At 52.2% G+C, this 25,694-nt stretch carries 20 protein-coding genes; 12 read left to right on the forward strand and 8 right to left on the reverse strand.

The genetic code is table 11. From position 1 onward, the window contains the following. The first annotated feature begins 17 nt into the window (after positions 1-17). From M0R47_RS03365 to M0R47_RS21845, 9 genes are all read left to right on the forward strand, one after another. The gene (locus tag M0R47_RS03365) at positions 18-203 is read left to right on the forward strand and encodes a hypothetical protein (protein WP_292550309.1); all 186 of its coding nucleotides are present in this window, start codon (positions 18-20) and stop codon (positions 201-203) included. Beyond that, positions 191-487, forward strand: coding sequence for a type II toxin-antitoxin system RelE/ParE family toxin (locus tag M0R47_RS03370; protein ID WP_292550312.1), 297 nt, complete (start codon positions 191-193; stop codon positions 485-487). The genes M0R47_RS03365 and M0R47_RS03370 overlap by 13 nt, the downstream gene beginning before the upstream one ends. A 99-nt stretch (positions 488-586) precedes the next feature. Further along, on the forward strand, positions 587-1,909 hold the full coding sequence (gene rmuC / locus M0R47_RS03375) for a DNA recombination protein RmuC (RefSeq protein WP_292550314.1): 1,323 nt from the start codon (positions 587-589) through the stop codon (positions 1,907-1,909). A 182-nt stretch (positions 1,910-2,091) separates the two neighbouring features. Further along, complete coding sequence (gene purE / locus M0R47_RS03380) at positions 2,092-2,592, forward strand: 5-(carboxyamino)imidazole ribonucleotide mutase (RefSeq protein ID WP_292550317.1); 501 nt, start codon at positions 2,092-2,094, stop codon at positions 2,590-2,592. Then, positions 2,589-3,683, forward strand: a complete 1,095-nt coding sequence (locus M0R47_RS03385) for a 5-(carboxyamino)imidazole ribonucleotide synthase (RefSeq protein WP_292550319.1) — start codon at positions 2,589-2,591, stop codon at positions 3,681-3,683. The genes purE and M0R47_RS03385 overlap by 4 nt, the downstream gene beginning before the upstream one ends. Positions 3,684-3,872: 189 nt before the next feature. Next, positions 3,873-4,169 carry a circadian clock KaiB family protein gene (locus tag M0R47_RS03390; protein WP_292550322.1) on the forward strand — a complete coding sequence of 99 codons (297 nt, stop codon included), beginning with the start codon at positions 3,873-3,875 and terminating at the stop codon, positions 4,167-4,169. Positions 4,170-4,186: 17 nt separating this feature from the next. Further along, positions 4,187-5,731 (forward strand): circadian clock protein KaiC, encoded by a 1,545-nt coding sequence (kaiC, locus tag M0R47_RS03395; protein WP_292550324.1) that lies wholly within the window; start codon positions 4,187-4,189, stop codon positions 5,729-5,731. Continuing rightward, complete coding sequence (locus M0R47_RS03400) at positions 5,728-8,103, forward strand: EAL domain-containing protein (RefSeq protein ID WP_292550327.1); 2,376 nt, start codon at positions 5,728-5,730, stop codon at positions 8,101-8,103. The genes kaiC and M0R47_RS03400 overlap by 4 nt, the downstream gene beginning before the upstream one ends. 82 nt (positions 8,104-8,185) lie before the next feature. Further along, on the forward strand, positions 8,186-8,236 hold the full coding sequence (locus M0R47_RS21845) for a hypothetical protein (RefSeq protein ID WP_366513161.1): 51 nt from the start codon (positions 8,186-8,188) through the stop codon (positions 8,234-8,236). Positions 8,237-8,454: 218 nt separating this feature from the next. Here the strand turns inward: M0R47_RS21845 and M0R47_RS03405 are convergent, their stop codons facing one another. From M0R47_RS03405 to M0R47_RS03440, 8 genes are all read right to left on the reverse strand, one after another. After that, entirely contained in the window at positions 8,455-8,673 is a 219-nt protein-coding gene (locus M0R47_RS03405) for a HigA family addiction module antitoxin (RefSeq protein WP_292550330.1), read from the reverse strand. Positions 8,674-8,740: 67 nt separating this feature from the next. Beyond that, positions 8,741-10,273 (reverse strand): NADH-quinone oxidoreductase subunit M, encoded by a 1,533-nt coding sequence (locus M0R47_RS03410; protein ID WP_292550332.1) that lies wholly within the window; start codon positions 10,271-10,273, stop codon positions 8,741-8,743. After that, complete coding sequence (locus M0R47_RS03415; RefSeq protein WP_292550334.1) at positions 10,266-11,819, reverse strand: NADH-quinone oxidoreductase subunit M; 1,554 nt, start codon at positions 11,817-11,819, stop codon at positions 10,266-10,268. The genes M0R47_RS03410 and M0R47_RS03415 overlap by 8 nt, the downstream gene beginning before the upstream one ends. 7 nt (positions 11,820-11,826) lie before the next feature. Then, positions 11,827-13,386, reverse strand: coding sequence for a proton-conducting transporter membrane subunit (locus tag M0R47_RS03420; protein WP_292550337.1), 1,560 nt, complete (start codon positions 13,384-13,386; stop codon positions 11,827-11,829). Next, positions 13,386-16,940, reverse strand: a complete 3,555-nt coding sequence (locus M0R47_RS03425) for a DUF2309 domain-containing protein (protein WP_292550339.1) — start codon at positions 16,938-16,940, stop codon at positions 13,386-13,388. Before M0R47_RS03425 ends, M0R47_RS03420 begins: the two co-directional genes overlap by 1 nt. A 7-nt stretch (positions 16,941-16,947) precedes the next feature. Beyond that, positions 16,948-18,438, reverse strand: a complete 1,491-nt coding sequence (locus M0R47_RS03430; protein WP_292550342.1) for an NADH-quinone oxidoreductase subunit M — start codon at positions 18,436-18,438, stop codon at positions 16,948-16,950. 328 nt (positions 18,439-18,766) lie between these two features. After that, a complete protein-coding gene (locus tag M0R47_RS03435) occupies positions 18,767-21,934 on the reverse strand; it encodes an EAL domain-containing protein (RefSeq protein ID WP_292550344.1) in 3,168 nt (1,055 codons plus the stop codon). A gap of 500 nt (positions 21,935-22,434) precedes the next feature. Further along, positions 22,435-23,301, reverse strand: a complete 867-nt coding sequence (locus tag M0R47_RS03440; protein ID WP_292550346.1) for a YicC/YloC family endoribonuclease — start codon at positions 23,299-23,301, stop codon at positions 22,435-22,437. Between the two features lie 44 nt (positions 23,302-23,345). On the opposite strand from M0R47_RS03440, the gene M0R47_RS03445 reads away from it, so the two are divergent. From M0R47_RS03445 to rdgB, 3 genes are all read left to right on the forward strand, one after another. After that, positions 23,346-24,242, forward strand: a complete 897-nt coding sequence (locus M0R47_RS03445) for a serine/threonine-protein kinase (RefSeq protein WP_292550348.1) — start codon at positions 23,346-23,348, stop codon at positions 24,240-24,242. 73 nt (positions 24,243-24,315) lie between these two features. Next, positions 24,316-25,038 carry a ribonuclease PH gene (gene rph, locus M0R47_RS03450; RefSeq protein WP_292550351.1) on the forward strand — a complete coding sequence of 241 codons (723 nt, stop codon included), beginning with the start codon at positions 24,316-24,318 and terminating at the stop codon, positions 25,036-25,038. After that, on the forward strand, positions 25,035-25,646 hold the full coding sequence (gene rdgB / locus M0R47_RS03455; RefSeq protein ID WP_292550353.1) for an RdgB/HAM1 family non-canonical purine NTP pyrophosphatase: 612 nt from the start codon (positions 25,035-25,037) through the stop codon (positions 25,644-25,646). The genes rph and rdgB overlap by 4 nt, the downstream gene beginning before the upstream one ends. Positions 25,647-25,694: the final 48 nt, after the last annotated feature.

Consider the following 25,694-nt stretch of genomic DNA (forward strand, 5'->3'; position numbering starts at 1 on the left):
CTATAGGGGCATCTATTATGTCAACAGTCAAAGAAAGGGTTTCTGAAATAGTTCAAGCTCAGCCTGATGACAGTAGCTTTGATGAAATTCTGCGGGAGCTTGCTTTTTCGCGCATGGTGGAACGAGGCTTAAGCGATTCCCGCGAAGGTCGAGTAATCTCTAATGAGGAAATGGAACATCGAATCTTCACATGGCGGAAATAAACTGGACTACCGAGGCTGAGCGCTGGCTGCGGGATATTTATGACTATATTATGCATGACAAGCCTGATGCCGCCGCAAATGTTGTCTCGGGAATATATGCAAAAGCCCAGTTATTACGCAGCTTTCCAGAACTAGGGTATCTGTATCGTAAAGAGTCCGACGGCGATATTCGCATTTTGCTATACGGACATTACCGAATCGCTTATTTAATAAAAAGCCCAAAAAGAATTGATATTTTGGGCGTGTTTCACGGATCACTCGACATCGACCGACTCTTGCTGTGAAATTTCTTGCAGTGTTTTGATAAAATTCAAGTTTATCCAGGATAATCAGCCAAATCCGTATCAACTATGTCCTACTTTTTTCTAACTATTGAATAGTTAATGAACTTCATCAATAACATCCCCCCGCTGGTACTAACATTAATAGGCCTGTTAATCGGTGCATTCGCAACGCGCCTGTTGAGCGGCAAAGATAGGACTCTGATCAGGCAGCTCTCAACCGACCTGGCTGTTTCAGAAGAAAAACTAAGACAACTTCAATCCCGCGAAGCCGAATTCAAGCAGTTGCAGCAGCTGTTTATCGAGACCAAAACCGAGAATGCCCAGCTGCAAACCCGCATGGATGAACAGGCGAAAAATACCGCGGAAAAACTAAAATTGCTGCTGGACGCGGAACTGCGCCTGAACACCCAGTTTGAAAATCTGGCCGGCAAGATTTTCGACGACCGCAGCAAACAATTCACCGAGCATCATAAAACCAGCCTGGATCATATCGTCACGCCGTTACGCGAGCAGCTCGGCGAGTTCAAGCAACGCATCGAAACGGTTTACGACAATGAGAACAAGGACCGTATTTCCCTGCGCGAGGAGATTGTCTCATTGCGGCGCGATACCGCGCAGATGAACCAGGAAGCCCTGAACCTGACCCGCGCATTAAAAGGCGACAAAAAAGCCCAAGGCAACTGGGGCGAAATGATCCTGGAAAAAGTGCTGGAAAAATCGGGACTGCGTAAAGGCATCGAGTATGAAACGCAAGGCGCATTCCGGGATGAAGATAACAGGCTGTTCAAGCCCGATGTGATCGTCCGGCTGCCTGAAAACAAGGATGTCGTTATCGACTCCAAAGTATCCCTGCTGGCTTATGAGCGTTACTGCTCGACCGAAGACGACCTGGAACGCATCGCCTCATTAAAACAGCATACCGAAGCGGTGCGGGAGCATATCAAAGGACTCAGCAACAAGAATTATTCGGACTTAAAAGGCTTACGGTCACTGGACTTCGTGCTGCTATTCATGCCGATTGAAGCGGCTTTTATTGCCGCCTTTCAGGCCGACGAACGCTTATTTACCGACGCTTTCGAACATAAAATCGTCGTCGTCACCCCGACCACTTTGTTGGCGACGCTCCGCACCATTGAAAACATCTGGCGTTATGAACGCCAGAACGAAAATGCCCGGGCTATTGCCGACAAGGCCGGACTGGTTTACGACAAGATCCGTGGCTTTGTCGATGACCTGGATAAACTGGGCAAGCAGTTAAGCACCGTCAACAGCACTTATGACGGCGTAATGAATAAACTGACCCAAGGCAACGGCAACCTGATCCGCCAGGCCAGCAGTTTTGTCGAGCTGGGCGTTAAGGTCAAAAAGAGCTTTCCTAAAAGCATCACCGATCAGGCCGGTATTGATAGCGACGAGAGCTAGAAATTATCGGTTTTTATCGGCATCTTACAGAACATCTCTGCAATATTTATGCGATACTACGCGGTTTTGTTGTCCCGTTTTTTAATACGTCTATAGACCGGTTATTGGCGATTTGCTCATCATAAAACCGCTCTACGGCACTCTGAGAAATTTATGATTACCTGCTTAATTTGGAGTAACACATGACCGCACTGGTTGGCATCATCATGGGCTCGACCTCTGACTGGGAAACCATGCGCTTTGCCGCGGAAACGCTGGAAAAGCTCGGCATTCCGCATGAGGTTGAAGTGGTATCGGCGCACCGTACCCCGGATAAATTGTTTCATTATGCCGAAACCGCTGAAACCAAAGGCCTGGAAGTGATCATCGCCGGAGCGGGCGGCGCAGCGCATTTGCCCGGCATGACGGCCGCAAAAACCGCCGTGCCGGTATTGGGCGTGCCGGTGCAGTCCAAGGCCTTAAACGGCATGGATTCCCTGCTATCCATCGTACAAATGCCCGCTGGCATTCCGGTCGGCACCTTGGCTATAGGCAAAGCGGGTGCAGTCAACGCGGCTTTGCTGGCGGCGGCCATTATCAGTAACAAACATGTCCAGTATAAGGACGCGTTACAAAATTTCAGAAGTGAGCAAACCGAATCGGTGCTTGCGCACTCAGATCCAAGAGCAGAGGACGATTTATGAAAGTGGGTGTATTGGGCGCAGGTCAGCTGGCCAGAATGATAGCGCTGTCGGGCATACCTTTAGGGCTGGAGTTTATTTTTCTCGACCCCTCCGCCGATGCCTGCGCCAACCGGCTGGGCGAGCCTCTAATTGGCGATTACAGCGATCCGTCCCTGCTTGCAGAGCTGGCGGAACGCGCCGATGTGGTCACTTACGAATTTGAGAATGTGCCTGCTGAAGTTGCCGAGTTTCTGACCTCTCATACCCAAGTGTATCCCTCCCCGAAAGCCCTGTCCGTTGCCCAGGACCGCTTGGTCGAAAAAAGCTTTTTTCATGACATCGACATTCCTACACCGGCTTATGCCGCAGTGGACAGCTTTGAAAGCCTGGAACAGGCTATGCCTATCCTCGGCTACCCGGCTATTTTAAAAAGCCGCACCCAAGGCTACGACGGCAAAGGCCAGTCCCTGCTCAAATCGGCGGACGATTTAAAACAAGCCTGGGAACAGCTGCAAGGCGCACCGGCTGTCGTCGAAGCCTTCGTGCCGTTTAATCGTGAAGTCTCCATCATCGCCGTGCGCAGTGTGTCAGGAAAAATTGTTTTCTACCCGCTATCGGAGAATTTGCATCGCGGCGGCATATTGCGCGTTTCCGAATGCCGTGCGGACGATCCCATGCAAAAGCAGGCGGAAAGCTATGTATCCCGCTTACTGGAAGCGTTGGATTATGTCGGCGTATTGGCCCTGGAATTATTTGAAGTAGACGGCCAGCTGGTTGCCAACGAGTTTGCGCCACGGGTGCATAATTCCGGCCACTGGACCATTGAAGGCGCGGAAACCAGTCAGTTTGAAAATCACTTGCGCGCTATTCTGGATTTGCCGTTAGGTTCCACGGCACCGGTAGGTAACGCAGCCATGGTAAATTTCATCGGCGGACTGCCTGCAACTGAAGACGTATTGGCGATTCCGCATGCGCACTTGCATCTGTACGATAAATCCCCGCGCAAAGGTCGTAAAGTGGCTCATGCGACGATACGCGCTGAGAGCCAAGAACAGTTATCCGATCTGCTTAAACGACTGACCGCGCTGGCCGATCAGGTTGATGATTCATAGATGTTGATGTTGTAGGCGAGGAGTCGTGCACAGCGTATTCCTTTCGCCCCACGTGGAAATCTCTTTTTGCTCCGCCCATTTTCAAAAACGAACATGCAAAAATTGCCATATTTTGCACGGTGTGAAGCCCTATTCATGGTGACTAACAGCCGTTGTCATTATTTTAATAAATGATTTAAACTAGCCAGCATGAATAAATATCACTTGAAGCTTTATATCACCGGCCAAACACCTCGCTCGGAAAGCGCCATCCAGAACCTCCGTAAAATTTGCGAAGAAAATCTCGATGCAAAATACGAAATCGAGATCATCGATATTCTTGAGCGTCCGCAATTAGCGGAAGATGAACGGATTCTAGCGACGCCAACATTGATCAAATCGTTGCCGCCGCCATTGCGGCGCCTGATCGGCGACTTATCGGAAACAGAAAAAGTTCTGGTGGGTCTCGATATCCGCACGTCTAAATCGTCTGCAAATCCCAACTAAAAACCTGAGCATTTTTTATGAGTAACAAGACTGCTGATTGTTCCGTCGAAAAATTGACGACGGGGATTCCAGGTTTCGACCTGATTGCGGTAGGCGGTTTGCCGATTCATCGTACCACGCTGATGGCGGGCACAGCCGGCAGCGGTAAAAGCGTATTCGCTGCCCAATATTTGGCGGAAGGCATCGAGCAATGGGATCAAACCGGCGTATTTGTAACCTTCGAGGAATCGCCGGACGATATTCGCCGCAACATGATGTCGCTTGGCTGGGACATCCCAGCTTGGGAAGCGGAAGGGAAATGGATATTCGTCGATGCCTCGCCTTATTACGATGACGACACGCTGATAACCGGTAGTTACGATCTCGGCGCCTTATTGGTGCGTTTAAAACACGCCATCGGCAAGGTAAACGCATCAAGAGTCGCCATTGACTCACTAGGTGCGATTTTTTCACAGTTCCAGGAAACTCGCATGATTCGGCTGGAGTTGTTGCGTATTGCCAAAGCCATGAATGCCATGCAAGTCACTACGGTAATGACTACCGAACGTGAACACGAATACGGCAACATTGCCCGCTTTGGGGTAGAAGAATTCGTTGCCGATAATGTCATCATTTTGCGCAATAGCCTGGACGACCAGATACGCCATCGCACCATTGAAATTCTCAAATTTCGCGGCACTTATCATCATAAAGGCGAATATCCTTTTACCGTGGTACCCGATGAGGGATTAGTCGTAGTTCCCCTTTCCGCTATCAAACTGAATCAGCAATCCTCCGACCTGCGCGTCAGTTCGGGCAACGCCATGCTGGATGAGATGTGCGGAGGAGGCATTTTCCGTGATTCGATCACCTTGGCATCAGGAGCCACCGGTACCGGCAAAACCCTGATGGTGACCGAATTCATTGCGGGAGGAGTAAACAGCGGCGAACGTTGTTTGTTACTTGCTTTTGAAGAAAGCCGAGAACAACTGTACCGTAACGCCAAAGGCTGGGGCGTTGACTTCCAAAAGATGGAAGAATCCGGAGCTCTTAATATTGTTTCGGCTTATCCCGAAAACGCCACGCTGGAAGATCATTTGGCCACCATCAAGCATCAGATAGAGCGCTTCAAGCCGGATCGTTTGGCTTTGGACAGCATCTCCGCCTTGGAACGTATCACATCGGCCAAAGGCTTTCGTGAATTCGTGATTGGCATTGCCTCGTTCGTCAAAGCCCATGAACTGGCTGCGCTATTCACCGCCACCACGCCTGACCTGATCGGCGGCTCGTCAGTGACAGATGCCCACATTTCCACATTGACAGACTCCATCGTCCTGCTTCGCTATGTCGAAATTGAAGACCAGATTCGTCGCGCCATTACCGTTTTAAAAATGCGAGGTTCGATGCATGAAAAACTGATCCGCGAATACACTATTGACGGTCATGGCATGCATATCGGCCAGCCCTTTGGCTACCATGCTAACCTGCTGGGCGTCGGCAGCATCGCCTCCTCTATGACATCCAACGACTCTTGTTTGAATTGGCAGCCTAAACCGTCGAATAATGAGCAGCTAAAACCATGATTGATATTCAAGCAGCGCTGCAAAAAACTCAGCATCATCTTCGTGTCGCTGAATCGCGTTTCCATAGTATTGTCAACAATAGCCTGGATGGCATCCTGATCATTAGCAATGGCGGCGACATCCTATTTTCCAATCCGGCGGCCGCGTCGCTTTTTGGCAGGTTACCGGAAGATTTGCGCGGCGTTCCCTTTGGTTTTCCTGTCATCGGTGCCGACCGTGCCGAACTGGATATTCCGTTGCCTGCCGGCAAAACAGTCGTTGTGGAGATGCGGGTAGCTGAAACAGAATGGGATGGAAATCAGGCCTTCGTAACCCAATTGCGCGACATTACCCAGCGCAAGCAAACGGAAGAGAGCTTACGGCTGGCTGCCAAGGTTTTCGAAAACAGCTCCGAAGCCATCATTATTTTAGACCCTAACATGCACTTGCTTTCCGGCAACAAGGCATTTGCCGAAGCAACGGGTTATTCGCAGCAAGAGGTCATGACTAAGGATGCCTCAAGTTTATGGTCCGACCAGAATAATACCGTGTCTTTTCAACAAATATTCCGAAATGCCCTGAATCAGCGAGGCTGTTGGCAGGGCGAAGTCAACTGTCACGGTAAGGATGGCCGATGCTTTCCCGGCTGGCTATCGGCTGTTGTTGTGCGCGATAGCGTCGGTATCATTACCCATTATGTCGCGATTTTTTCCGATATTAGCGAACGTAAAGCCAATGAAAATGCCCTACGCTTGGCGGCCGTGGTATTCGAGCAAAGCATTGAAGCAGTGATCGTTCTCGATGATCGGGAGCGTTTTGTCAGCGTTAATAGCTCGTTTACCCGAGTGACCGGGTATACCGCCGAGGAAGTTATCGGCCGCACGCCGCGCATTCTCAAATCCGGGCGTCAGGAGCACGCATTTTATGCCGGCATGTGGCAGCAAATTAAGGAACAGGGCTTTTGGCAAGGCGAAGTCTGGAATCGGCGTAAATCAGGAGAGATTTATCCGGAGTGGCTATCGATATCTGCTGTGCGTAATGAGCATGGCGAGGTGGTTAACTACATCGGTATTTTTTCCGATATCACCGAGCGTAAAAAACATGAAGCCAGTATCCATCGGTTAGCTTTTTTCGACCCGCTAACGCACTTGCCGAATCGTGCCTTATTGAATGATCGCATGAAGCTTGCGCTTGCCAACGCCGAGCGGAACTCTCAAGGCATAGGCGTGATTTTCATAGATCTCAACCGATTCAAAGAGATCAATGATATTCACGGTCACGATGTCGGCGACGAGGTTTTGGTAGAAAGTGCGCGGCGTTTCCAAGCTTCCTTGCGGCAAGGAGAAACACTGGCTCGCTTGGGTGGGGATGAGTTTGTAGTGATTGTTGACTCCGATGACCTTAACATATTAACTATCGTAGCCGAGCGCTTGCAACAATCATTGATTGAGCAGCCTATCACCCTTAAAGGCCATTCCTTTTCGGTAGGACTAAGCGCCGGCATTGCACTCTACCCGTTAGATGGTCTGACTGGCGACGAACTGCTTAAGTGCGCCGATATTGCCATGTATCGCGCCAAGAATAGAGGCGGTGGTTATTGTTTTTACAGCAACGAAATGAGCGATGGCTTGGCCGAGCGTATCCTGTTGGCCCAGCGGCTAGGCCTTGCTTTAACCAACAATACTTTACAACTTTATTATCAACCCCAGGTCGACCTCGCCAGCGGCGAACTCGTAGGCGCCGAGGCATTATTGCGTTGGCACGATGAAATTCTAGGCTGGATTAGTCCGACCTACTTCATTCCGATTGCCGAGGAGCGCGGCATGATGCTGGAACTGGGGGCCTGGGTTTTAAAAACCGCCCTGGCACAATTGCGGCTGTGGCGTGAAGCCGGATTGAACCTGCCGGGACGTTTGGCGATCAACATTTCCGCGCAAGAAATCGAATCGGCGGGTTACTCCGAGCGTTTGCACCATGCCTTAGTTGAAGCGCCTTTGCTTGAGCTGGAATTGACTGAAGGCAGCTTGGTCAACAATATCGCCGGCACGCTCGAAACCTTGCATATCTTGCGAGGACATCAATTCTCATTGGCTATCGACGATTTCGGTACCGGCTATTCATCGCTTAGCTACCTCACCCGTTTTCCGATACAAAAAATCAAGATCGACGCAGGATTCGTGCGTAACATGTTAAGCGATGAACATAGCCAGGTTATCGTTCAGACCATCATTGCGATGGCTAAGTCGCTGGAAATGCAAGTGATTGCCGAGGGTGTGGAAGATGAGGGGCAAGCTGGAATGTTACTGGCAATGGGTTGCGATCAAGCTCAAGGTTACTTCTACGGTCATGCCGAACCAGCCGATGTGTTTGCGGCACGGCTAAGGCTGGTATAGATGGTCAAGGTTGAGCGTTATGATTGTTCGCTCAAGTATAGCTCTATAGACTAAAGAGCTATTGGTAATTCCCCTCGCACATTTGCATCTTTACGATAAAGTCCCGCGCAAAGGCCGCAAAGGCCGCAAATGACTCATGCCATGGTCCGCGCGTAAAGTCAGAAGCAATTACCGGAGCTCGTCAAAAAACTGACCGCGTTGGCCGATCAGGTTGATGATGCGTAATACCTGCTTAAGTACGCGCACGGAATAACTTCAACAACTTGCTCCCTCTCCCTTCGGGAGAGGATTGGGGTGAGGGGAATAAAATGCTCAAGTTATTTCATGCACTTACTTAGCGGGTAGGAATGCTCAAGCCGCCTCGCGTGGTAAAACCTCTTTCTCGATGACGGCCAAGGCTTGTTGCTCCGCCACGCGCAAGTCGTAAGCGGTTTGCAGATTCAGCCAGGATTGGGCATCGCCACCGAAATAACGCGCCAAGCGCAGTGCAGTATCAGGCGTAATGGAACGGCGTTCTTTAACAATTTCGTGCAGACGAGTAGCAGCCGTAGGGTACGCATCGCGTACCATTTTCAAATTTTTCCGATGAATTTAATCCGAAAAGGTACGCAGTGCGTACCCTACCAGGCTGTATTTTTTAATTCCGCCCAGACTCACTCACCAGCACCGGCTGATCCATTATCCGGCTTAACCAGGCCTCCGCTGTTGCCCGATTAGTTTTCAGCACGCCATTAGGGAAGAAACCAAACCCCAATATCAACAACGCTGACACGCACAACAGCGTCAGCTCGCGGGGCCGCAAATCCTGCACTTGTCTGACGCTTGCCTGAGTCACAGGGCCGAAAAAAGCCCGGCGGGTAAAGGTCAGCATATAGGCGGCGCTCAATATCACTCCGATCAGGGCTGCGATGCTGATGCTGGGGTGCGCCAGCATGGTGCTGATAATCAGCAGTAGCTCGGCAGGAAAGCCGCTGGTTCCGGGCAAGCCTATGCTGGCCAGCACAAATAAAAAATAAAAGCAGGCCAGGCGCGGCATGACTTTAGCCAGACCGCCCAGATGAATGGCTTCGGTACTGCCCAATCGATGCTGGATAAAACCGGCCACCAGCATCAGGGAACCGGCAACCATCGTGAAATTCAGCAATTGAAAAATCGCCCCCTGTATGCCTTGCATAGTCAGGGAGGCAACGCCGACGATAACCAGCCCGACATGGCTGACGCTGGCATAAGCCAATAAGCGGCGCAAATTGGTCTGCTGCAACGCAATCAACGCGCTGTACACCAGCGTTATCGCGCCGAGTATGCCTAACACCCAGCTGTATTGAACGGCGGCGGTTGGCGCCAGAGGCATTGCAAAACGGATGATGCCGAAAGCGCCGAGCTTCAAGCCGGTCAGCAGGGCAGTTAGCTGGGTCGGGCCTTCCATTGCTACAGTGGGCAGCCAGGTATGAAACGGCACCAAAGGCGCTTTAACGGCAAAGCCGAGCAGTAATAATAAAAATACCAACGTTTGCAGGCTGTCCGGCAATGGCGTTCCCAGCAATACCGGCAAGCTGAAGGCCAGCCCCTGAGGAATGCTGCCGCCTGCTACGGTGGCATGATTAACCGCCAGTATGATAATCGCAAACAGTAACGGCACGCCGCCGAACAGCATAAACATCGTGTACTTTATCGCCGCGCTACGCCTTCCGGAACCTATGCCCCATAAACCGATTAAAAAGAATATCGGCGGCAAGGTCAGTTCCCAGAACAAAAAGAACAGCGCCATATCCAGCGCCACAAAAACGCCGATGGTGATGCTTTCCAATGCCAGTAATAACGCAAAATGGAAACGGGTCAGGTGCTGCACCGAATTCCATGAGGCGATGATCGCCATTAGCGTCAGCAGTGCCGACATCGGCAAAAACAGCACCGAAATGCCATCCACTCCAACCAGGTATTCGATGTTCAGGCTCGGTATCCAGGCATGTTGTTCAACCAGTTGAAAGCTGTTGCCAAGGTTGGCATTAAACAGTTGCACCGTCACCCCTGTGGCGATTAACTCCAGCGTGGCAAACAGCAGTGCGACGGTTTTAGCCAAACGGATATCGCGAGTCACGGCTATGGCCATCGCGCCCAATAAGGGCAGCAGAATGATCAGGCTTAAAACAGGGAAACTTGCATTACTCATGTTGGCCGTCCTTGGTATCGTCATTGGATTGTGAGCCGTGTATCGGAAATTGCTCGCCGATAACGACCGCATCCTGGTCTATAAAATTCAGCCACGGCGTTGTGTAAAAGCCGGTACCGATCAGCAACAGGCAAATTACTGCGGCGATAAGACGCTCGATCCAAACCGGGTGGTGCGCGCAGCTGTAAGGTTGCTCGGCACGCTTGGGGTTTGCCATGAAAGCCCGCTGGAAAGCCCATAACAAGAACGCGGCAGACATTACGTTACCGAGCAAAATGGCGATGGCAAGCAGCCAGCCGTCTTCTTCGATAATCCCTTCGACCAGCAAATGCGCAGCATCGAATCCCGGCGTGCCGGGCATGACCATGGTGCTCAGCGCAGAAACCAAAAACAGCACAGCCAAGGTTGTGTTGGTATCGAACAGTCCACCCAGACGCGGCAGATAAGCGGTGCGGGTGCGCTCGTAAACCAGCCCGACGCTAAACAACATGCCCGCCGTCGCCAGACCATAGGCCACGGACAGCAACAGGCTGCCTTCCAGGCCGTTTTCGTTAAAACAGAAAGCGCCGATGACCAGCATGCCGGTCTGGCTGATGACCGCAAAAGCCAGCAAACGGCGAATATTGATTTGCATCAGTGCCAGCAAGGCGCCGTAAAAAATGCTGATCAAACCCAGTATCACTACAAAGCCTGACCATTGTTCGGCAACGCCGGGCACCATCGGCAAAATAAAGCGGATAACCGCATAAATGCCCAGCTTCAAGCCCACCAGATAAATCACGGCGCTGGCGACCGTGCCCTGCTCTGCCAGCACCGGCAACCAGCCGTGAAACGGAAATAACGGCATCCGTATCGCAAAGCCGAAGAACAGCAGCACGAAAATCAATACCTCATCGTGCAGATAGGCATTATTCTGTTTAAGCGTCAGCCAATCGAAAGTCAGCGCATGTTCGGAATCGATTAAGCCGAAAGCCAGTAACAAGAAGCCAGTCAGCGTCATCAGCAAGCCGCTGCCCCAGTATTGCAGCAACTTCACGACAACCCAGCGCCGATTTTGCCCGGTTCCGGCGTGAATCGTCAGCAGCGCCACAGGAATCAGTTCCAACACGCACCATAGCCAGAACTGCATCACATTCAGCGCGGCAAACGCGCCGATCAATACGGTTTCATAACCCAACAAGCAGGCAATGAACAACCGGTCGGTTACATGCCGGGTAATCAAGGTATAAATCAGCGCGAGCAAGGTTAAAATGGCGGTCAGCGGAATAAACAAGATATTAGACCCATCGACACCGACACTGTAACTGAGGCCCGCAAAATTGAAGTGCTCGGCCAGATGAATGCCAGGGGTGGCAGAATCAAAAACACTCAGCAGATAAAAGCTAAGCAATACCGTGACCGACGCTCCGGCAAAGCCAAAGCGCAGTGCCACCGTCGACGACTTCGACAGCAGGATGGCGATCATCGACGCCAGCGGAACCAGCGTCAACGCGGTAAGCAGCGGGAAAGCCGCCAGTTGCGACCAGTGGTTAACAGTAATATCCATCACGGCCTCAAAATGCAACTAGCAATGTTATAAACACAAACAACACCAGATAGCGGGGTCTGAGCACTGATTGTTCAAACTTGTTGGCGATATGGCCAAGCTCCCGGCCATAATTGATGGCATTTTTGCCGACGCCGCGCAATACGAAGCGGTCCTCGAACCAGTGCAGCACGGCCGCCATCCATTCGGTAAGTTTTCCCGCCAGACCGCTGCCATGGGCAAATTTATCCGAGTCAGTATCCAGTCGGGCGCCAACCATGCGTTCTTCCAGTTGTGCGAGTGACGATATGGTCCGGATAGCCGGATCGGGAATCCCCATGATCCGGTCAACGACATGATCGTCAAAATAACTCAGGTCATGCGCCAAGCCGCGTACCGGCTTAACCAGCGCCCAATCGGTAACCTGGTCCAGCCAGAAACGCTGCAAGGATGCGACATAAACCCAAAGAGGCGCAGAGTCTAGCCGGGAGGCTTCGGCGCGTAAGCCCTGGACGTTGTGCATTAATGACGGCGCAGTCAGGAACTGATAACCGCGAACCACCGCATGGGCGCAAAGATGCCAGCCGGCCAGTTGCCAAAAGCCCAGGCCGCATTCCAGGAACATCAGCCCCAATTGCCCGGATGTCGCAAAAATCAGCGAGCTTTTAACGTCGGTCTGGGTCAACCCGACCACAAAGCCATAAACAGCTGTCATCAAACCCACTATGGCGACCACAGCCATAGCCAAGGGCGCATGTTCGAAAACCGGCCTCAGCAAAATGATCAGATAAACACCGGCATGTACCATGACCGCGCCGTAAAATACCGCGCTGGACGGCGTAGGTCCTTCCATCGCTCTGGCCAGCCAAGGGGTAAAAGGCAGCTGCGCGGATTTGGCAAAAGCGGCGACTGCGAAACACAGCGCAATGGCGGTCGCTTCGCCCGGACTGAACTGTGCGGATGCGGCATTGATATTGCTCCAGTTAACGCTGCCAAGCCATGCGTAGCTTAAGCCTGCACCCAGCAAAAATGCGGCGTCGCCAATACGGTTGGTAATAAAAACCCGCGTCGCATTTGCAGCGGCAACCGGACGGTCATAGGCGTAAGCTATCAAAAAATAAGAACATAACCCTGCCACTTCCCAACCGATAAAAGTGCCGACTACATTACCCGATAACACCAGCAACAGTATTGCCGACGAGAACAGGCTCAGAATAAAAAAGAACCGGTGGTAGCCCGCCTCCCGGTGCATATAGTTAACCGAAAATTGGATGACTATTGCCAACAGTATTGAAAACAGCGCCGCCAGCCAGACATTAAAACCGCCGGTGATAAAGTTGATTTGTATATCCAGCGTATCGCTGTTCAGCCAGTGCCCTACCTTATAGAAGCCGGCATTTTTCCCCAGCAAATCGGCTCCCAGCAAGGTCAAAGCCAGCAAGCTGGACATAATAATCGTCCAACCGGCTATATCTGCGGTTCTGCTTTCACCGGCTTCGCCGCTGATGACGCCAAACAGGTGCCCGATGCCGATAGCCAAAGCCCCGGCCAACGGCATTAAGGGAATTAAAACAACGAGTGCATCCATTACCTAACTCCAAATCGTTCAGGTTGCTTGATCAGCATTGGCGCGACCGGCAATGTTTGATCCCGATAACAATCCGGCGAATTATCCCGAACCGGCAAGTCTTCTGCCTCAGCCTGCCAAAGTACAAAACCTGTGCCGGGCTTAAATACAAAAATATCGGCACTATCAGGGTCTTTAGCGCTCAGAAGCACCCAGCCGCCTGCAACCAGCTCACGTATGCTTTCCTGGCGCTGATAGATTTCTGCCAGCACCGTTGTTTTGGCTTCAACCATAATCTGCAGGCGCATCGGCTCGTGGATCTCAATCATTTGCCGCGGCAGTCCGGTGCGTAAATCGCTGCTCGCCCCTTCCATGACACCGAAAAAGCCGGTGACGTTATGCGGCACTTTCGTACCGCAGCCGAAGCGTTCGTTGTTGACGGTGGAAAAATAGTATTCCAGATTAATGCCTGCGCCGACCGGAGCCACCGCCAGCAAAATGCCTTCCAATATCTTACCGTCAGGATCCTGGGTCGGATCGTAGGAAATCAGAAACACCCGGCGGTCAAAAAATGCGCCTTGCGTTAAGGAACGCCGGCCGACAACCGCCGAGGCATTGGTGGCATGACCGAGTTCAGGCCGCGCCTGGGAGAAATCGGCGGCGCGTTCCTCGATATGCGCCAAAGCCTGTTCGGGCGTCGGGTTGCGCGGCGCAGACGCCAGCCTGCGGCAGCGTTCGTGCGCCGACATCTGTTGGGCATGCCGTAATTCCTGCTGTAGCTTGCTTAGCCCGGCCTGCCGTTCGGCGGGAAGCCGGTCGAGGTCATACCAGCTGACCTCTTCATTGCAGGTGTTATGCTCGGCGCCGATAAACCAGGTATCGGGCGGAATAGCGATACCGCGTTCCGCCAGCAGCTTGCGTATTTCAGGACGGTTAGCCATGGCCGCAAATACCCTGGCATTCGGTCCGCCGTGCCGGCCGCTACAGGCACCGCAATCGTAAGCCGCCAAATGCGGGTTATTCTGGCTGATCGAGCCGTGCCCCATCAGTACGACCAGTTCCGCGAACCCGTAAGTCAGCCCGATATTGCGCAGGAAGCCTGAAACACGGTCGGCCTGTTCGCTATCGGTAAATCCCAGTTTGGGGCGCTCCGGCGAGGCAATCGTCTGATCGGTAGACGTAAACTGCAATTGCGTTTTAACCTCCGGCGAAACCCGCTTTGCCATGCCGGAAACCAATCTTTGTTGCGATTTGGGAAACAGCGCTTTAGCCAATAATCCGGCGAGGGTAACCGGCGCTACCGCATCGATAATCGGCTGCGACAGCAACAAATTACGGCGCAAGCCCTGATGCACTTGTTTGGCAAGCCATTGGTTCAGCTTACGGCCGCGGCTATGTTTTAGCAGCGACGATTCGCCTACAGGACGTAGGCGAGGGGCGTGAGCACGACTGTCATGGATGCAGGAGGTAGAGCAATGCAGGAGCGATTGCCGAGGAGCGGAAGCTTCGCTGCCGGGACCCGGCACTTCATGGACTTCATGCACCGGCGTTACCACCACCGGGCACAGCGGCGTGACTTTACTGTCGTCCAGGCCCTTGTAATTCATGGCAACGCCGAAAAACCCGGCGGCGCCCAGTGTTTCAACAGCGGGGTTGAACTCTTCAAGATGGCGGCGAAAGCTCTCTTCGCGGTCGTCCATGCAGAACACGAGCTGCGAATCGGGGCGCTGCCCGCGTCCGGCCCAGCGGCCGCGCTGATGATTGGCGCGCACGGCGCGAAAGAAGCTCTCTTTATAATGATGCTCGTAAGCCGTCAGCCAGACTTTGCTGCGCTCGGCCACGGTGAATTCATCCAGCACCGCCAACATGGCTTGTAAATCGTTGGCACCCATTTGTTGCACATCCGCGGCATCAAGGCCCAGATGCTGACACAAACGAAACAGTCGCCAGCCGCTGTTATGCGGCGACGCCTGCATGGATGCAGGAGCGATTGCCGAATGCACGGCTACAGAATGTTTATCCGCCAACGGACAGCACCGCCAAGTCCAAATCAGGTCGGCAAGTTGATGCCAATCGCTACGGTCATAGCGTTCGGAGCCGGCATGCAAGGTCAGCGATTCCGCCCGATGGGTCAGATATTCCGGTAAGTCGCTTTGATACAGACAGCTGCGCACCATGAATTCCGACAAGTTTTTCCGGAAATAGCTTTGAATTGAGCTGAGCTTGGCTTCGATTTTCCAGGTATCGCGGCAAACCTGATTCAGCCACAGCCGGTCCAGTGTCAGGCGTATGGCCAAATAATCGGCCAGTGTCGGCGCTGCATCATTGGGTGTTTGATAGCTGGGGTGATGCTGCCGCCAGTTGATCAGCCCGGACCAACCGGGTATTTCCAGCGCCAGGCGGCGAAGGTAGCCCTCCCAGTGCGCTTGCGGTATTTCCAGGTGGTCGAGTTGCAGAATGATGGTATCGAGTGCATCTTCGGGCAATTCGGCGATAATTTGTTGCCAGTCGTGTAACTCATGCAAGAAAGGATTTGCGTCATACTGAGCCGTTGCCCGCCAAGCGGCATAAAGTCCCAACCGGCTGCGCTCTGGCAACTGCCATGCCGCTACGCCTTCATCCAGCCCTGATGCGCAAAAACGTATCAGCTGCGAACGGATAGCGTCGAGAATATCTACGCCCGTCAAGGCCAAAATAAAACCTCGCAAACTAATGTCGTCGCCTATTTGGCCCAGCAGATCATCCAATGCTGCGCCTGCCTGCTCCCGCATTTGCTGATGTGTTATCGCCAAGGATGGTGTGTATGCCGCTGGTCTGTCGGGAACAGACGAGGCGATCGCCAAGGATGGTATGCATGTCGCAGACAGGTCGGGAACCGGCGCGACGATCGCCAGGGATGGTGTGTATGCCGAAGGACTGCCGGGAGCAGACGCGGTGGATGCGCCATTTTCCTGCTTGGGAATGCTGGCGCCATGCTCCAGCCAGTCTTCCGCCTGTTCCAGCGACAAATCCAGCATGTTTTCCGGGTGTAATGCCGCCTGCTCCAGCCCGAGCTTGATTAAAATATTTTCCCACAATTGCCGGATCATGTTGCTATCGGCGGACAAGCGCTGCCGGATCGACTCGGGCACATCGGCTTGCACTGCATCCAGCGCCGCCAGCTCTTCTATTTGCCAGTTCAATTGGCTGATGCTGACCTCTGACAGATCGAATAACAAAGCAATGCAGCAGATATCCTGCCGGATGATGGTTTTGTCTTTCAAGCGGCAAACAATTTGCTCTGCCTGCAAGGCTGGATGTTGGGCAAAGGCTGCCGCCAAGTCGCGATCATCAATGCGCCCTTGTCGGTAAAAATCGCGGTTTTGCGCTTCGGGAAGGTAACCGCCGATACCGGTTAAGGCTTCGAATTCAGCCAGCGCCTCGTCAAACGGCAGATGCTGAAAGCCATGCAAGGTATTGTGATGCACGAAATCGAGGATCGGCGCTTGCCCTGGCAGAACATGATCCAGATGGTTCAGCGCATGAGCGATTTGGTCGCGCAACGCGGGGTTCTTATACAAAGGAGTCTCTTGCATGCTAATCCTACAAAATCCGTTGCCGGATCACGTCGTTCATCTGGCTGATAGTGGCTGAGGACAAATCAAGCAGCGGAGTGGGTTGCAAGCCGAACAACACGATGCCTGTCACCAGTATCCCGACAGCCAGCATTTCCGGCGCCCTCAAATCTTCAATGTGTCGCATTTGCGCTTTTACCGGCCCGGTAAACAACAGACTGACGGTGCGCATCGCGTAGGCGGCTCCGATTAAAATGCTGACGCTAAAAAACACCATCACGCCCATGCTCATCCCGGCGCTTGGAAACGTACTGAAACCGCCGATCAGCGTATGCAGCTCGGCAATAAAGCCGACCGAACCCGGTAGCCCCATTGCCGCCAACAAGGTTAAGGTCATGAACAGCGCAAAACGCGGCATCACCTGAATCAGTGAGCTGTAATCCTGAATGTTGCGGGTATGGGTACGTTCATACAGCAGGCCGACCAGCAGAAACAGCGCCCCGGCAATCAGGCCGTGTGCGGTCATCTGTAAAACCGCACCGGTAATGCCCGTTTCATTCAGTGTCGCGAGGCCCAGCAACACGATACCCATATGGCTGATTGAAGAATAGGCTACCATGGCTTTGAGATCGCTTTGCCGCCAGGCCAGTAATCCGCCGTAAAGCATGCCGAACAATCCCAGAAAAAACAGCATCGACTGCAACAATTTAGCGGCCTCCGGCAGCATCACTACCGCCCTGATCAAGCCATAAGCGCCCATTTTCAGCAAGATACCGGACAGCAAAATGCTGACCGGGCTGGGCGCTTCGACATGCGCCAGCGGCAGCCAGCCGTGCAGCGGAAAAATCGGCATCTTAACCCCAAAACCGATCACAAAACCCAGCAGCACCAGGACCTGCTCAACCCTTGGCATGTCTTGCGCGGCCTGATGCATGGAGGACATTAAGGAACCGCCGTGTTCAAGATCATACTGGCTGATCGCCAACAGGCTGATCAACATAAAAACCGAGCCGCCCATCGTGTACAGTACGAAATTAAGGCTGGCCGTGTGCCGCCGTTTGCCGCCCCAGCGGCCAATCAGAAAGAATAGCGGAATTAACGTCACTTCCCAGAAGATATAGAACAATGCCCAATCCTGAGCCAGAAACACGCCCAACATCCCGAATTCAAGCAGCAATATGCAGATATGGTAGCCCTTGATACCGGTGGATACGTTGGCTGAAACCAGCAATGAGATCGAGGTGAGCAAGGTCGCCAATACCAGCATCGGCATCGATAAGCCGTCTATGCCCAATGCGTAAGCGCTGCCTAGCTTGGGGTTAAGCGGATAATATTCATTAAACTGTAAACCCGCATCATGCGCGTTATAGATGCTCAGCAGCCAGCACACCAATAAAAAAGCGATGGTAGTAAACAGATTTGCAATATAGCGGATTAGCCGAATGTTCTGGCCGGAAGTTAAGGCCAAGAGCAAGACTCCGGCAGCCGGCGTCCAGAGCAGTATGCTGAGTATCCCCATGATTGTAGTATTCCTTATGCTCTGTTGTCTGGTAGTTTCAAGGATTGGCAATTGTACGTTAAGGTTGTTGCTTGGCAAGCATTAACCTTGCAAACTATCAATAGTCCTTCAACGGTTATGCCAGATTGCAAAAGGTAAGAGTCTGTAAACTAAATTTGTTATGTTTACACTCGCTTCAAAAGCGCTTCGCCCATTCAGAGTTTAACATTGCAACCTTTCAGTATCCTTTCAAAGTTAACGCGGAACACATCCGTATTTGCCCGGTTAGGCGTGGCGTGGCGTCGCTCCCTGCCCGCTTCAAGCCGCGCATCAACTGCATCTAGCTATTTCATGGCTGGCGAAGCGGCTTCGGCATCTCATCAAAAACAACGTTTTGCTTCAGCAAAGCTTCAAATTGCCTGGCAAGCACCGGCTTGCTGAACAGATAACCCTGCATCTCATCGCAACCCTGCTCGCGCAAAAACGCGAGTTGCCCTTCTGTTTCCACGCCTTCGGCAATGGTTTTAAGGCCAAGACTCTTCGCCAAATTGATAACGGCGCTGACGATAGCCTTATCCTCCGGGTCGGTACTGATGTCGCGCACAAAGGATTGGTCGATCTTGAGTTTGTACACCTTGAATTTCTTCAGATAGCTCAGCGAGGAATAGCCGGTACCGAAGTCGTCAATCGACATGCGAACGCCGCACTCATGCAGGTTATTCATCACGGCAATAACGCCTTGCGGATTGTGCATTGCCACGCTTTCAGTCAACTCCAGTTCCAGATACTCGGGCGGCAAGCCCTCTTCGTCGAGTATGCGCGTGACCAGCTCGGGCAAATCGGGATGACGAAACTGCACCGCGGACAGATTCACGGCCATAGTCAGCGGTGCAAAACCCTCATCCATCCAGGCTTTTGCCTGCCGCACCGCGCACCTTAACACCCATTCGCCGATCGGCAGGATCAGCCCGCTGCCTTCCGCGACCGGAATAAAATCTGCCGGAGACACCATGCCTAATTCAGGATGCTGCCAGCGCAGCAAAGCTTCCGCTCCAATGATACGCCGGTCGTGCAGGGCCACTTGCGGCTGGTAATAGATTTGCAACTGGTTCCGTTCCAGCGCGTGATGCAGTGCATTCAGCAATTGCAGATTGCGGGCCGAATGCGCTTGCATTTCGTGGGTAAAAAAACGATAGCATTGGCGGCCTTCCTGTTTGGCTCGATACATGGCGGCATCTGCGCTCTTGCAGAGCGTTTCCAGATCCCCGCCATCTTCCGGATAAAGCGCAATGCCGATCGATGCTGTCAAAGCCAGCTCATAGAGTTCGATCAAATAGGACTCGGCAATGGCGTCCAGCAACTTTTGCGCAACATGCGCGGCTCCGATGGCATTGACTCCAGGCAATAATAAAATAAATTCGTCTCCGCCCAAGCGGGTCACGGTGTCCTCCGTTCGAAGCGCGAGGCGCAGACGTTTCGCCAATTCAACCAGCAAGGCGTCGCCAATACTATGACCGAGCGAATCATTGATATCTTTGAAATGGTCGAGATCGAGAAACATCAATGCCAGATGGCCGTTGCCGCACTTTGCCAGGCTGAGGGCATAGTTAAGATGATCATTCAGTTGCGTGCGGTTCGGGAGCCCGGTCAGTAAATCGAAATTTGCCAGATAGTGGATGCGTTCCTCAGAGTGCTTTTGCTCGGTGATATCTTCATAAATACCCAGCAAACCGATCGTTTCGTTCGCTTCATTCTGGAGCGGCACTTTGGACGTCCGTAGCCAGATGTTTTTTCCATCAGGCATAGTTTGATGTTCTTCAAAAGCAAGCTTGGGGCTATTTGAACTCATTACCCGCAAATCGTCCGCTCGGTAGTGTTCGGCCTGCTCTTTCCATGCCAGCTGAAAATCGTCCTTACCGATGATATCTTGCGTTGAATCCACTCCCGCATCTTTGGCAAAAGCAGGGTTGCAGCCCATATAACGTAGTTTTGTATCCTTCCAGAATACGCGGATGGGAGCCGTATCGATGATCATTTTAAGCAGATGGTGTGAGTCTGCGAGTGAGCTTTCAGCGTGCCTGCGCAGCGACTCGTGCTCAAAACTGTTCAGCGCATAATCGATGTCCATCGCCATTTCAACCAGCAGGTCGCGCGCCGATTGATCAAAGGCATTGATTTCTGCGGCGTATAGTATGAAAACGCCTACGACCGCGCCGTTTCTGTGCAACGGCAGCGAAGCTGAAGCCTTCCACCCGAACTTTGCACCGCGCTCGCGCCATACTACAGTGGCGGGATCATGCTGATAATCCTGACACCAGAAAGGCCGATCCTCGCGCATCGATGTTCCGGCTGGGCCGCGACCGGAAGCCTTGTTTTCATCAACAGAAATGTCAATCCCTTCCAAATATTCCGTGCCGCTGCCATATGACTCGACCGGATTAAGCTGTTTGCTTTGTTCATCCAACATGCCTATCCAGGCCATTTTCATGCCGCCGAAAGTCACCGCATCACAGCAAATCTGCGCAAACAACTCTGCTTCATCATTACAACGCACGATAGCTTGATTGCACTGGCTCAAAGCGGCATAGAGCTGGGTCATGCGCTCATTCCTGAGTTCGGCCTCCCTGCGCCGGGCGTCATTTTTGGCAAGGTTGATTTGCGTTTCCGACAGCCAGGCCAGCATACTATTTTCCATGCCTCGCGGGACGACAATCGGCGATGAAAAATCGCCGCGACCTATGCATTTAATGCGCTCATACAGTTCATCCACCGATGAACCCAGTGTGGTATATAAAGCCCGGCAAGCGCGCCACAGCATGAGTATCAACAACAGACCGGAAGCGATGAACGCCATGCGCATTAGCATGGCTGTATTTTTCGCAATATGAACGGCGTCCAGGGTGCGCTGGCTCATCAATTGGTAGAACTCGCTGATCGGCTGCATGATATCGGCCTTGGCCTGATGATAGGCCGCATCGTTCAGCATTTGGCTTGCCTTGAGGCGATTGGCGTCAGTAGGTATGGCTGTCGATTCGAGCAGCTTCATTGCCGCAAATTCAACGCGGGTAAGACCATCCGAATTAGCCTTGGCTGTTGCAAGCCTGGCAAATTCTTCCTCGGTAAAACCGGCTTGTCCCATCAGGTCCAGCAAGGCAATCTTTTGCCCGCTGTCCAGCCACGGCCGCTGGTCATCAGCCAGCACCAAGTCCCAATAGATATTATGATAATTGAGCGGGCGAGAGATCTTGCCGTCGCGGATATCGAGAGTTTCCTGGTAGTGTTGTTTATAAACCGGGTTGGCGGTAATGACATAACTGCGCACCATCCGGGTGAGATCATCCGATGACTGGCGTAATTCGTCAGCCAACAAGTGCGATTGAAGCCGCAGCTCATTGGCACGATCAACTTGCTTTTCCGAATGAACGTATATGACAAAAAGGATGGCGAAAAAGACAAACATCCCCAAGACCAGCCAGAGGCAGCGCGAAAGTCGAGATAAGTTACTGGGAGATGTCATGATACTTTTTCCTCTTCGTGCCTGTTGAACCGCCATAAGGAACTTCTATTAATTGCAATTTAAACCATCACGTTAACAAGGCGCTGAATTTCCAGCTTTTAAAATGCCGGCATTTGGGATCAGTTCTTGTTTCAATAAATTCAACTATGGTTGCCTTTACTGTTTAATCTCAAGCTAAAACCCGGCTTATTGGCTATGTCCTTCTCTCTAGCGGCAAAGAGCGCTCTATCGGCTCTCAGCCATTTTGGTGTTCTTCTTGAACGCATACAAACGGTAGAACTATGGCGCTAATGGGGACGAAAATCACTTCCGCCGATTACTACCGGTCTCTTGCATATATGCTCCCACCTCATTAACCCCCCTCCCCAAGACACTCGGGCAGCAGGCCGCCAAATTTTCGCCTCATTATCCGTTGTGGCAACGATAATATTTGTAAAAATACGGGCTTAAGTTGTTACGCTCGGCAGCCGCGCTTTTCGCTTTGAACTAGGCTTGAAGCGCTACTCAATATTTTGTATCTGTTCGCGCATTTGCTCGATCAGCACTTTAAGCTCGATGGCTATTTTAGTCATTTCCTTGTCGGTCGATTTAGAGCCCAAGGTATTGGCTTCACGGTTCAATTCCTGCATTAAAAAATCCAGCCGCCTGCCGACCGGGTCTTTTTGGTTAAGTACCCGCAGCACTTCAGCGATATGGGTTTCCAGCCTGTCGAGTTCTTCGGTGATGTCCAGCTTTTGGGCCAGCAGAACCAGTTCCTGCTCCAAGCGGTCAAAATCGGGCTGTGCGACCAGTTCGGTAATCCGGTCTTTCAATTTATTGCGAATCAGCAGCAACACTTCCGGCATGCGTTTGCCTGCTGAAACGACAAAAATCAGCATTTTTGCGCAACGCTCTTCAATCAGCAGTTTAAGCTGCGCGCCCTCTCTTTCCCTCGCTTCCACGAGCTGCGCCAAGGTCTGGTCGACAAGAGCGACGATCCCCAGACTGAGTTGCTCCTTGTCAATATCCGGTTCCTGCTGAATACCGGGAAACGCCAGCACATCCAGCGCCGAAAAGGACAAGGGGCCAAGCATTTGCTGTTCTATGGAATTGGTCGCGGCAAGCAGCGTCGCTACGGCATCGGTGTTTATGTTGTAAATTTGCCCGTTTTTAGCCTGTTTTTTGTAATTCAATGAGCATTCGACTTTGCCTCGGTTGATCTTTGCGGCAATGGCTGAGCGTAGCTCGGCTTCAACAAAACGCAGGCGTTCCGGCAGTCTTAAGCTAATGTCGCAGTAACGGTGGTTAACCGAGCGCAATTCACAGCTGATGGTCAAGTCGCCGATTTCTGTCTCGTTAACGGCAAACGCGGTCATGCTTCTAATCATTTTTCACCTATAATTAACGGGCTCACATACAAACAAGCAACCCAATGGCTGAATACTACGATCCGCAAACTTATCCCAAAGAGTGGAACTACCTGCAAACTGGCACCATTATAGACCAGTATGTCATTGAGAGGGAGTTGGCGCACGGCGGTTTCAGTTCCGTTTATCTGGCCCGGCAGGTACACGACCAGTTTCAGGTCGCTATCAAGGAATATCTGCCCCGCAAGTTTGCGCACCGGACCTGGAACAATAAAGTTGTCGCCAACAGCGAAGAAGCCGCGACGTTGTTCAAGCGCGGCCGGGTATTGTTCTTTGAGGAAGCCAAGGTGTTGTCGACCTTAAAGCATCCCAATATTGTCGAAGTGATCGGTTTTTTTAAAGCCAATTCTACCGTTTATATGGTGATGACTTATGACTATGGGGTTACGCTGGATAAGCTGTTGAGAAATAAGTCGTTGTCTGTTTCCGAAGACTTTTTATTGACCTTGTTCAACTCGTTACTGGCAGGGCTGGGGCATATTCACAGCCAACAATATATCCATCTCGATATTAAGCCCTCCAACATCCTGGTGCGGCCGGGCAATGACGCGTTATTACTTGATTTTGGCGCGATTCAGAGCTTTCCGAAATCGCATCTGGGCAAGCAAAGCAAGGTTCTGACCAAAGGCTACTCGCCGATAGAGCAGCATGACTTGAGCGCCCAGTTAGGCCCATGGACGGATATTTATGCAGTGGGCGCGAGCATGCGCAGTTGCCTGGAAAATAAAGCTCCGGTTCCTGCACAAGACAGGGCGCGGCAGGACACACTGGTTCCCGCAGTCAAGGCGTTTAATAAAAAGTTTCCGCAGCATCTGCTAGAAGCCATCGACTGGGCCATGGCCTTGCAGCCGGAAAACCGTCCGCAGTCGGTTGCCGAATTGCAGCAGGCTCTTGCCGGCTAATTATTCCAAATTGAACAGCCGGACAAAGCGCTGTTCAGGTATACTGTGGGGTTTTCATTTTAGCGGAACAACTATGAGACCAAGCGGACGTAATCCGGATCAACTAAGAGACATTAAATTTACCTGCGGTTTTACCAAACATGCAGAAGGCTCTGTCCTGGTTGAATTCGGCGATACCCGGGTGCTTTGTACAGCCAGTGTCGACAGGAGTGTGCCGCGCTTTCTTAAAGGCAAGGGCGAAGGCTGGATTACCGCCGAATACGGCATGTTGCCGCGCTCGACCCATACCCGGATGGGACGGGAAGCCAGCCACGGTAAACAGGGCGGCCGTACCCTGGAAATTCAGCGCTTGATTGGCCGTTCCCTTAGGGCGGCGATTGATTTAAAGGCATTGGGCGAACATACCATCACCGTCGATTGCGATGTGTTGCAAGCCGATGGCGGGACCCGTACCGCGTCGATTACCGGCGGTTTTGTCGCACTGTCGCTGGCGGTACAAAAGATGCTCAAACGCAAACAAATCAAGACTAATCCGTTGCACGGACAAGTGGCTTCGGTTTCTGTAGGCATTTTTAACGGCGTGCCGGTGCTGGACCTGGATTATGCCGAGGACAGCAATGCCGAGACCGATATGAATGTGGTGATGAACGATGCCGCGGCGTTTATTGAAGTGCAGGGTACCGCTGAAGGCCATGCATTCAGGAAAGAAGAACTGGATGCAATGCTGGAGCTGGCAGGCAATGGCATCAAAAAATTACTGGAAAAACAACGACTCGCGATAGAAAATCATAAATGACCTTGTCGACCTTACAAAAAATCGTACTGGCCAGCGGCAATCCCGGCAAAATCAGGGAAATTCAGGCGATGTTGGCGGATCACCCAATCGTGCCGCAGTCCGCGTTTAATGTGATCGACGCGGAAGAAACCGGCTCCACGTTTGTGGAAAACGCCATTTTAAAAGCCAGAAATGCGGCGCTGCATTGCCAATTGCCGGCGATAGCCGATGATTCGGGACTGGTTGTTGATGCGCTGAACGGCGCGCCGGGCGTGATTTCCGCTCGGTATGCCGGAGTCGGCGCCAGCGACCAGGACAATGTGGACAAGCTGTTGCGGGAGCTTGAAGGCGTCCCGGCTGAACTGCGCACGGCGCGGTTTATCTGCGTGATGGTGTTTATGGAGCACGCGAACGATCCTTGCCCTGTGATCGCCCAAGGCGTTTGGGAAGGCAGGATTTTGGACCATGCGGTTGGCGAGAACGGTTTCGGCTATGACCCAGTCTTCTGGGTGCCGGAGCGGAACTGTGCCTCGGCGGAATTACCTCCGGAGGTTAAAAATTCGCTGAGTCACAGGGGGCAGGCGCTGAAAACGTTAACGACATTAATCAAAGCCAAAGAATCTGCTTAATGAATTGTCCACGAAAGGCACGAAAAAACAAAATAATTGTGTTTTGTT

It is taken from the genome of Methylobacter sp. (assembly GCF_023227905.1).
Lineage (GTDB): Bacteria > Pseudomonadota > Gammaproteobacteria > Methylococcales > Methylomonadaceae > Methylobacter_A.